General features: G+C 42.8%; 6 protein-coding genes and 1 rRNA gene. 4 read left to right on the top strand and 3 right to left on the bottom strand.

From position 1 onward, the window contains the following. Window positions 1–51 precede the first annotated feature (51 nt). On the bottom strand, window positions 52–1,599 hold the full coding sequence (mqo, locus tag BUA59_RS22945) for a malate dehydrogenase (quinone) (protein ID WP_425435134.1): 1,548 nt from the start codon (window positions 1,597–1,599) through the stop codon (window positions 52–54). Window positions 1,600–1,944: 345 nt separating this feature from the next. On the opposite strand from mqo, the gene BUA59_RS22950 reads away from it, so the two are divergent. Beyond that, window positions 1,945–2,346 carry a CBS domain-containing protein gene (locus BUA59_RS22950; RefSeq protein ID WP_072842418.1) on the top strand — a complete coding sequence of 134 codons (402 nt, stop codon included), beginning with the start codon at window positions 1,945–1,947 and terminating at the stop codon, window positions 2,344–2,346. Window positions 2,347–2,364: 18 nt separating this feature from the next. Here BUA59_RS22950 and hslO read toward each other — a convergent pair whose 3' ends face one another. Next, window positions 2,365–3,240 (bottom strand): Hsp33 family molecular chaperone HslO, encoded by an 876-nt coding sequence (gene hslO / locus BUA59_RS22955; protein WP_084122679.1) that lies wholly within the window; start codon window positions 3,238–3,240, stop codon window positions 2,365–2,367. Window positions 3,241–3,484: 244 nt separating this feature from the next. Between hslO and BUA59_RS22960 the strand changes: the two genes are divergently transcribed. The 3 genes from BUA59_RS22960 to ppk1 all read left to right on the top strand — a co-directional run bounded on the left by BUA59_RS22960 (window position 3,485) and on the right by ppk1 (window position 8,920). Then, window positions 3,485–5,410, top strand: a complete 1,926-nt coding sequence (locus BUA59_RS22960) for an ABC-F family ATP-binding cassette domain-containing protein (protein ID WP_072842415.1) — start codon at window positions 3,485–3,487, stop codon at window positions 5,408–5,410. Between the two features lie 149 nt (window positions 5,411–5,559). Next, complete coding sequence (hemB, locus tag BUA59_RS22965) at window positions 5,560–6,555, top strand: porphobilinogen synthase (RefSeq protein ID WP_072842416.1); 996 nt, start codon at window positions 5,560–5,562, stop codon at window positions 6,553–6,555. Window positions 6,556–6,700: 145 nt separating this feature from the next. Then, complete coding sequence (gene ppk1 / locus BUA59_RS22970) at window positions 6,701–8,920, top strand: polyphosphate kinase 1 (protein ID WP_100186513.1); 2,220 nt, start codon at window positions 6,701–6,703, stop codon at window positions 8,918–8,920. Between the two features lie 426 nt (window positions 8,921–9,346). Here the strand turns inward: ppk1 and rrf are convergent. Further along, a 5S ribosomal RNA gene (rrf, locus tag BUA59_RS22975) occupies window positions 9,347–9,461 on the bottom strand. Window positions 9,462–9,638: the final 177 nt, after the last annotated feature.

Genomic DNA, 9,638 nt, shown 5'->3' on the forward strand with positions numbered 1-9,638 from the left:
AAGCTGGGGATTCCCAGCTTTTGAAAACTTATCCTATCGACGTAAATTACGTTAAGGCTTTAAGTTTAGAGTCTCTAAAGTATTCGCTCGGATAGAAAGAAGTAATTCGGTATTTTCTACCAGTGATTCACCGTAAGAAGGCACCATTTCTTTCATTTTCGCTTGCCATTCAGGCGATGCTACACGCTCATGAAAACAGCGCTCTAGAATACCAATCATAGTATTTACCGTTGTTGAAGCCCCTGGCGAAGCACCCAACAAAGCAGCAAGAGAGCCATCTTCGGTGGTAATCGCTTCGGTTCCGAACTCTAGCTTACCGCCCAACTTTTCGTCTTTCTTTATGATCTGAACACGCTGCCCAGCGTACGCAAGCTCCCAGTCTTCATCCTTTGCATCAGGAAAAAACTGACGTAATGAATTACAGCGATCTTTATGAGATTGCATTACCTCACTAATCAAGTAGCGAGTTAGATCCATATTATTCTTACCAACACTTAGCATCGGCTTGATATTGTCAAAACGAACACTTTTCGGCAGATCGAAGAATGAACCTGTTTTCAGGAATTTTGTCGTAAAACCAGCAAATGGACCAAACAAAATAGCTTTTTTGCCATCGATGATACGTGTATCCAAGTGCGGCACAGACATAGGTGGCGCACCAATAGGAGCGGCGCCATAGACTTTGGCAAAATGCTGTTCAACCAATTCTGGTTTTTCACACACCAGCCACTGACCACTGACAGGGAAACCACCAAAACCTTTACCTTCCTGCACTTCTGCTTTTTGCAACAAAGGCAAAGCACCACCGCCAGCTCCTAGGAAAACAAATTTAGCGTCAATAGTTTTACGCGCACCATTTTGCTCAATTTCAACATCCCAACGACCGTCAGAGCGTTTATTTAAATCTTTCACTTCACAGTTCAAACTCAACTCGAAGTTATCCAAGGTCTCTAGATGTTTGCTCATATTACGAGCGATAGCACCAAAGTTTACATCGGCACCATGTTCGATACGTGTTGCAGCAAGCGGTTCGCTGTCATTACGGTTGTTCATAACAAGAGGCATCCATTCTCTCATTTTTTCACGATCTTCAGTGAATTGCATTTCTTTGAAAGCTGGATGAGCACTCATTGCTGCATGACGTGCTTTTAACATGTCAACATTGCGCTGCCCCCACACAAAGCTTTGATGTGGCACTCGATGAATAAACTCTTGTGGCGCCGGCATCAATCCTTGTTTCACAAGGTAAGACCAGAACTGGAGACTAATTTCAAAGGCAGCGTTAATTTTAACTGCTTTATCAATATTAACGGAGCCGTCATCATTTTCAGAAGTATAATTAAGTTCGCAGTATGCGGCATGGCCCGTACCAGCATTGTTCCAGCCATCGGTACTTTCCTTTGCGATACTACCCAAACGCTCAACCATTAATATGGTCATGCTAGGGTCTAATTGCTTTAGTAACACTCCTAGGGTGGTGCTCATGGCACCGCCCCCGACTAGTAAAACGTCTACAGAATTTGAGGTCATATGATTTCGCCGTGTCATAGCCAATTGTGAATTTGAGAGTGATGTAGAAAAGAGGCTTTTGGCCAGCAGTAATATTTCAGAATGCACTGCTTTACTTTCTCCACCCTCTCCTCAGAACGCCTTTGCTCGTATGCCAAAAATCCATAGAAAATCAGCTTAATAAGGGATTCTGAGCAGGTGTGAGTTAATTATACGGATTTTAAAAATAATGTCTTGAGACCTTAGTATAAGAATGTAGATATATCCACATTTCAACTTTCACGATAGCGCTCATTTTATTGACTTTAGCGACAAGAAAGGCGATGTTAACAACATTAAGAAAAAACATGCTTCGATTTGGCTACTATATTTAAATATTAATGTTCAGTATAAATATACTAAATTCTATAATTTAGGGTACTGGGGAGTATGGCAATGAAAGCACAAGATATCATGGTAAAGAATGTCATCTGTGTCGACATGGATGAGCGCTTACCCAATGTCAGACAAATTATGGAAACGAATGGCTTTCATCACCTTCCGGTTACGGAAAAGGATAAACTGGTTGGTATTATCTCAGACAGGGATTTGTTGCGCCTAATCAGCCCTTTTATAGACAGTGCTTCAGAGCAACCTAGGGATCTAGACACCTTAAATAGAGCGGCTCATCAAGTGATGACGCGCCAGCCCATTACAGTAAAAGCAGAAACACCAGTAGAAGAAATTGTGGCGTGGCTAAAACGAGTAGATATTTCCTGTTTACCAGTAACAGACAATGAAGATCATGTCATTGGTATTATTTCGTGGCGCGACCTTGTCAATCACGCCACGTTTTAGCGTCTGTAGTCTTTTAAATTAGTGAGTTTTCGCTTGATCACCAAGCAAATCAACCAAATCGGCTTCGGTAAATTCATACTTTTCTGCACAGAATTGGCAGTCTACTTTTACGCTACCTTGCTCAATAAGAAGCTCACGTATTTCTTCAGAGCCTAGTGACATCACAGCATCTAAAGTACGCTGACGAGAACATGAACAACCGAATTGCATCACTTTAGTATCATAAAGACGAACTTCTTCTTCGTGGTATAAGCGATGAAGCAACTCACCAGTTTCAAGTCCAAGCAATTCATCTTCTTTAACCGTAGAAGCAAGATGAGTCAAACGCTCCCAAGCATCCTCATCACCTTCTTTCGCTTGTTCTTCTGGCAAGCGCTGCAAGAACAAACCACCACATTGTGCGCCATTAGCCGCCAACCACACTCGGCTTGGCAACTGCTCAGACTGAGAGAAATACTGTTCAAGACATTCAGACAAGGTGTCACCAACGATCTCGACAATACCTTGGTAACGCTGGCCATTACGTGGTTGGATAGTAATCGCTAAATAACCACCTTCAAGTACATCTTTTAAAGAAATAACCTCTGGCACTTCTTGGCTTTCATCCCATTGAGCAATGCCACGAAGATTTTGATGCTCGTCACACTCAGTCATCAAAGTCGACAAAAAGCCGTAGCCCTTAGCTTGAATAGATAACACACCATCTATTTTGACAATGTCTCTTAATAACGCGATTGCAGCTACAAACTCACCAAGGAGTTTTTCTAACGCTAGCGGATATTGCTTACGCTTAATGATTTCTTGATAAGCGTCATTCAGTAACACGCGTTCACCACGAACATTACTATTATCAAAGGAAAAACGCTGGATTTCGTTTATGGTTACATTGTTCACAAAGCACACCTTGTTCAGGCCGAAAAGCCTAACTAAAAAAGTTCAAATAAATATTGCTACCATTTTACCCTTGAGACGATCAATCATCTACTTTAAACCGTGATTAACTGGGAAATGTACTGTGAATATGCACGCTTGCTATTTCGTTTAGTCTAGCAGCACTCTAAAATGTTTCGTATTGTACTTTCTATTGAAACGACCAACATCACTTCTCATTAATAGAGATAAGAGATTCCTAGTTTTTATGATCCAATTTACTGAAGTTAGTTTACAGCGTGGCACTCAGTTCCTACTTGAAGAAGCCGACCTCACCATTTTTGAAGGTCAAAAAGTCGGTCTGATTGGTGCTAATGGCGCAGGCAAATCCTCTTTATTCGCCATGATCAAAGGCGAACTGCATGCTGATACTGGTGAAGTTATTCTGCCGGGACAACGCCGTATTGCTTTTATGGCTCAGGAAGTTGAAGAAACACAACGCAGTGCATTGGATTACTGTCTAGATGGCGATGATCGACTCAGAGACATAGAAAACAATATTGCCAAAGCACAAGCAAGTGGCGACGATCATGCTCATGCAAGTTGGCTAGGTGAATATGAAAATGCTCATGGCTACACAGCTCAATCAAGAGGCGAAACACTTCTGCAAGGGCTAGGCTTCAAAATGACAGACATGCAGAGGCCCGTGTCTGACTTTTCTGGCGGCTGGCGAATTCGCCTTAACCTTGCCAAAGCCTTGATGTGCCCTTCCGACGTGCTCTTGCTCGACGAACCAACCAACCACTTGGATTTGGATGCTGTCATGTGGCTGGAAAACTGGCTACGCCAATACCCCGGTACCTTATTATTAATTTCCCATGACCGTGATTTCTTAGATGGTATTTGTAGTCATATTGTTCACCTATATCAAAAGCAATTGGTGCTTTATAAAGGTAACTACTCGGATTATGAACGCCAACGTGCTGAACACTTAGCGCAACAACAAGCCAACTACGAAAAACAACAAGAGAAACGTGCTCACCTACAACAATATGTGGATCGCTTTCGTTACAAAGCCGATAAAGCCAAGCAAGCTCAGAGCCGCTTAAAAATGCTCGAGAAAATGGAAATTATCGGCCCAGCACATATTGATTCGCAATTTGAATTTACAATCCCTGTGGCCGAGAAAACCTCACAATTGTTGATTAATTTATCTCAAGCAGACTTGGGTTATACATCAGAATCAGGCACAAAAACCGTTCAGCTTGGCAATACAAACTTTGCCCTTCGAGATGGACAACGCATTGGCTTACTTGGTCCTAATGGTGCTGGTAAATCGACGCTAATCAAATCCATTGTTGGCGAAATTAGCATTTTGGCTGGTGATCGCATCTTGGGAGAAAACCTAAAAATCGGTTATTTCTCACAGCATCAACTAAGCGCTCTCGACTTAGAAGCCTCGCCATTACTGCATATTCAACGACTCACCCCAAAAGTGCTTGAGAGTGATATTCGTCGTTACCTAGGTGGTTTTGGTTTTATTGGTGACGATGCACTTCGTGCGGTAAAAGGCTTTTCAGGCGGAGAGAAAGCACGCTTGGCCTTGTCATTAATTTCTTGGACCAAACCAAACCTATTAGTACTCGATGAGCCAACCAACCATTTGGACATCGAAATGCGCCAAGCATTAACTGAAGCCTTGCAAGAATTCACAGGTTCCATTTTATTGGTATCCCACGATAGACATTTACTAAACAGTACCGTCGATGAATTTTACCTTGTCGCTGACCATCAAATCCAAGCTTTCGATGGCGACTTGCCAACTTATCATGCATGGTTACAAGCAAGACAAGCCAGCGCCGCGCAACTTGAAAAAGGCGAGTTAGCTGGAGATAAAATCGATAAAGTGGATCGTAAGGAAGAGCGTCGTAAAGCGGCTGAAATGCGCGAAAAATTACGTCCGCTGCGCAAACAAATCGAGAAGTATGAAAAGGCAGTTCAAACAGCACAAGAACATCTTGATCGTATTGCCGAAGCAATGGCTGACTCAAGCCTTTACGAAGCCGATCAAAGAAACAAACTGCAAAGTTTATTGAGTGATGAGGCGAAATGGAAAAAAGCCCAAGTTGAAAGTGAAGAAGCGTGGTTCGAAGCACAAGAGGAACTTGAAGAAGCTGAAGCGCAACTAATCTAAACTTAAACCAAAAAAGAACGGATAAACAAAGACTAAGTGCTAGAAATCCGTAAAGTTTTGTCTTAACACAAAGCTTTTAATCTGGCACTGTCTTAATATTGTAACAATACTAAAGTACATTCATACACAGCGAAAAGGAGAGATATTGGATGACATTTCCATACACTCGTATGCGCCGCATGCGTAAAAATGATTTTTCTCGCCGCCTGATGCGCGAGCATCGCCTTACTGCAGACGATTTAATCTACCCAATGTTTATTATTGAAGGCAATAATGTGCGCGAAGCCATTCCTTCCATGCCAAACATTGAGCGCCTTTCTATCGACTTACTGTTAGAAGAAGTCAAAGAGCTTGTCGAATTGGGTATCCCTACGATCGCGCTATTTCCTGTTGTCGAAAGTGATAAAAAATCCTTACTTGCCGAAGAAGCCTACAATCCGAATGGTTTAGTACAACGTGCTGTTCGCGCCTTAAAAGACGCTTTCCCAGAACTTGGTGTGCTAACAGATGTAGCGCTAGATCCTTACACCACTCACGGTCAAGACGGCATTATTGATGATTCAGGCTACGTACTGAATGACATCACTGTCGACATACTAGTCAAACAAGCGCTTTCACATGCAAAAGCAGGTGCGGACATAGTTGCGCCATCTGACATGATGGACGGACGAATTGGTGAAATCCGTGACGAACTTGAAGCCGAAGGTTTTATTAATACGCTGATCATGGCATATGCAGCCAAATACGCTTCGGCATATTACGGTCCATTCCGTGACGCTATTGGCTCAAGCGGCAACCTTGGTAAAGGCAATAAATTTACGTACCAAATTGACCCAGCTAACTCTAACGAAGCCATCCGCGAAGTGATGCTAGATATAGAGGAAGGTGCTGATATGGTCATGGTAAAACCTGGCATGCCTTATTTAGACATCGTACGCCGAGTGAAAACAGAACTTGAAGTGCCGACGTTTGCTTATCAAGTAAGCGGAGAGTACGCAATGCACATGGCCGCCTTTCAAAATGGTTGGCTAGATAAAGATACGGTAATGATGGAATCACTCCTAGCATTTAAACGCGCTGGTGCAGATGGCATCCTGACTTACTTTGCAAAAGATGTAGCACGCCTGCTGAAAACTAAAAGCTAACGACTTTTAGTACAAATAAACACACAGAATCGGTGACCAGCAGGCTGCGTTGGTGTAATTTGTTAGTATATGCCTACATACTGTAGGCAAAGGAACAATGATACCAACAACACAATAAAACGGTATTTAGAGAGAATTAAAGCGCATGTCTGAGCAGTCGGTGAACGAAATAGATAAAAAAGAAACCATTCCTAGTCCACCTTTAGAGTTGGATGCAGAGCTTGTTTTAGAGCCCATTCCGGAACAACCACAAGATCCTAATAAGGTAGCAATTGAAGAACGCCTACCTGAAGAGATTGATCTGGCTGATCCAGAGCTCTACTTCAACCGCGAGTTAAGTCACTTACAATTTAACGCACGTGTTCTTGAACAAGCCATGGATGAAAATCATCCAATCTTAAACCGATTGATGTTTCTGTGTATCTTCAGCTCAAACATGGACGAATTTTTCGAAATCCGCGTAGCGGGTTTAAAAAGCCAATTAGAATACAGCCGTGAAAAAAATGGTCCTGATGGCATGCACCCGAAAAAAGTACTTGGCTTAATTAGCGAACAAGCTCACAAGCTAGTACGTCGTCAGTACCGTATTCTCAACGATATTATTTTGCCTAAACTGGCGAATGAAAACGTTAAGTTTATTCGTCGTACCGTATGGAATGAGAAACAAGCCGCTTGGGTCAAACGCTATTTTCGTGACAATGTGCTGCCTATCATCAGCCCAATTGGGCTCGATCCAGCACACCCGTTTCCAAGACTAGCAAACAAAACCTTTAACTTTGTTGTTGAATTGGAAGGTCGTGATGCCTTTGGCCGTGAGAATGGACTTGCCATTGTTCCAGCGCCAAGCTCGCTACCTCGTTTGGTTAAACTACCAGATGACGTTTGTGAAGGTGGCGATAATCTAGTTTTCCTTTCTTCCATCATTCACGCCCATGCTGATCAGTTATTCCCCGGCATGACAGTCAAAGGTTGCTTTCAATTCCGTCTGACTCGTAATGCTGATTTAGAAGTAGACTCCGACGATATTGGTGTCGATTTGGCTGGTGCGCTGCGCACAGAATTACAAAGTCGACATTACGGTAGCTCGGTACGATTAGAAATCGCCGAAAACTGCCCTCTTCATATCGTCGATTCTTTGCTTAAACAATTTGATTTAGAACAGCAAGATTTATATCGCATAGATGGTCCAGTTAACTTGAGCCGTCTTATGGCAGTACTAGAACTCGTTGATCGTCCAGACCTGATGTACCCTCCTTTTTCACCGGGTTTGCCTAGAAAACTAGCCAGCTCTGGCGGATTATTCGAGGCTATTCGCCAGCGTGATTATCTATTAATGCATCCGTTTGAGAGCTTCTCACCTGTTATCGATTTATTAAGCGAAGCAGCAAAAGATCCAAACGTTGTAGCAATTCGCCAAACTCTATACAGAACAGGTTCGCGTTCACCAATTGCCAATGCATTAGTTGAAGCAGCTCGAAACGGCAAAGAAGTCACTGTCGTTATCGAATTACGTGCTCGTTTCGACGAAGCTGAAAACTTAGCCTTGGCAAGCCGCTTACAAGACGCTGGCGCGATTGTTGTCTATGGCGTTGTTCGACATAAAACACATGCGAAAATGATTCTGATCGTCCGTAGAGAAGGTGCAGATCTGACTCGCTATGTTCACCTGGGAACTGGTAACTACCACGCAGGTAACGCTCGTCTTTACACCGACTATAGCTTTATGACTTGTGATAAAGAAATTGGGGACGATGTACATCGCGTCTTCCAGCAACTCACAGGTATGAGTAAAGAGTTGAAAGTGAAAAAACTACTACATGCTCCTTTCACACTTCGTGACCGTTTGCTGGACATGATAAATAGAGAAGCCGAAAACGCACTGAAAGGCGATCCGTCTCGTATCATAATTAAGGTGAACTCTTTAACTGAGCAGAGACTTGTTCAATCTCTGTATAAGGCGTCTCAAGCAGGTGTAAAAATCGACCTAATTGTTCGAGGCATCTGTACACTACGTCCAGGCATCAAAGGGATATCCTCTAATATTCGAGTGCGAAGTATCATAGGAAGGTTCCTAGAGCACACTCGTGTATATTATTTCTACAACAACCGTAATCCACAGGTTTATCTATCTAGTGCTGATGGCATGGATAGAAACTTAAACAACCGTATTGAAGTAGCCTTTCCTCTTCAGGACTATAAACAAACACGCCGAGTGAAAAAAGAACTTGAGTATTATCTCACAGATAATACTCAAAGCTGGATTCTTCAAAGTGATGGATCGTATCAGTTGTCAAAGCCAAGAAAAGGCGAGTATCGCAGTGCTCAGAGAGCATTACTCAGCGAATTAGCAGATAACACTAGGTAGTCAAACAAATAGCTATACACAAAGCCCAGCTCCGAGCTGGGCTTTTTTTGTGAATAAAATCTAGGCTTATCCCCAAAATTATTTAACACATCTTGTCACCCGCTATTAACAAACCTTCACGCACAACAACCAAACTAGTCATCAACTATTTCCGAAAACCTAGCATCGTTACTTCTAGCACCCTCCTGAAGTCTTTATAAAAAATGTCCATTAACTTACATATAATTAGCGCTCACGCGTTAAGGTACGAAACAGGCGCAAGCTCATTTAATAGTAAGGCGAAGGCCTAGAATCTAGATGGGCAAAAGTAGACAGAGGAAGGCATATCACCATAGGTGATTTCCTGCAGTCAGCAGTCTGCTGAACTTTCCTTGAGACGAAAAAAAGCCCTGACAGCGTTAGCTATCAGGGCCTTCTTAATATAAAGCTTGACGACGACCTACTCTCACATGGGATCTCCCACACTACCATCGGCGATGGCGCTTTTCACTTCTGAGTTCGGGATGGGATCAGGTGGTTCAACGCCTCTATGATCGTCAAGCAATTCGTTTTGCGTTTGTTCTGAGGTGCACTGTGTTGTGCGCTGACGTTTTATCGTTAGCTTGTCTCAAAACACGCGAATACGTGCTTGGATCTTTAACAATTCTTTTTTGAAATAGCGATAACCAAGTATCAAACCGATGTTCATCATTGCTGATGCTTTATCGTATTATGTGTC

This window comes from Marinomonas polaris DSM 16579, assembly GCF_900129155.1.
Classification (GTDB): Bacteria; Pseudomonadota; Gammaproteobacteria; order Pseudomonadales; family Marinomonadaceae; genus Marinomonas; species Marinomonas polaris.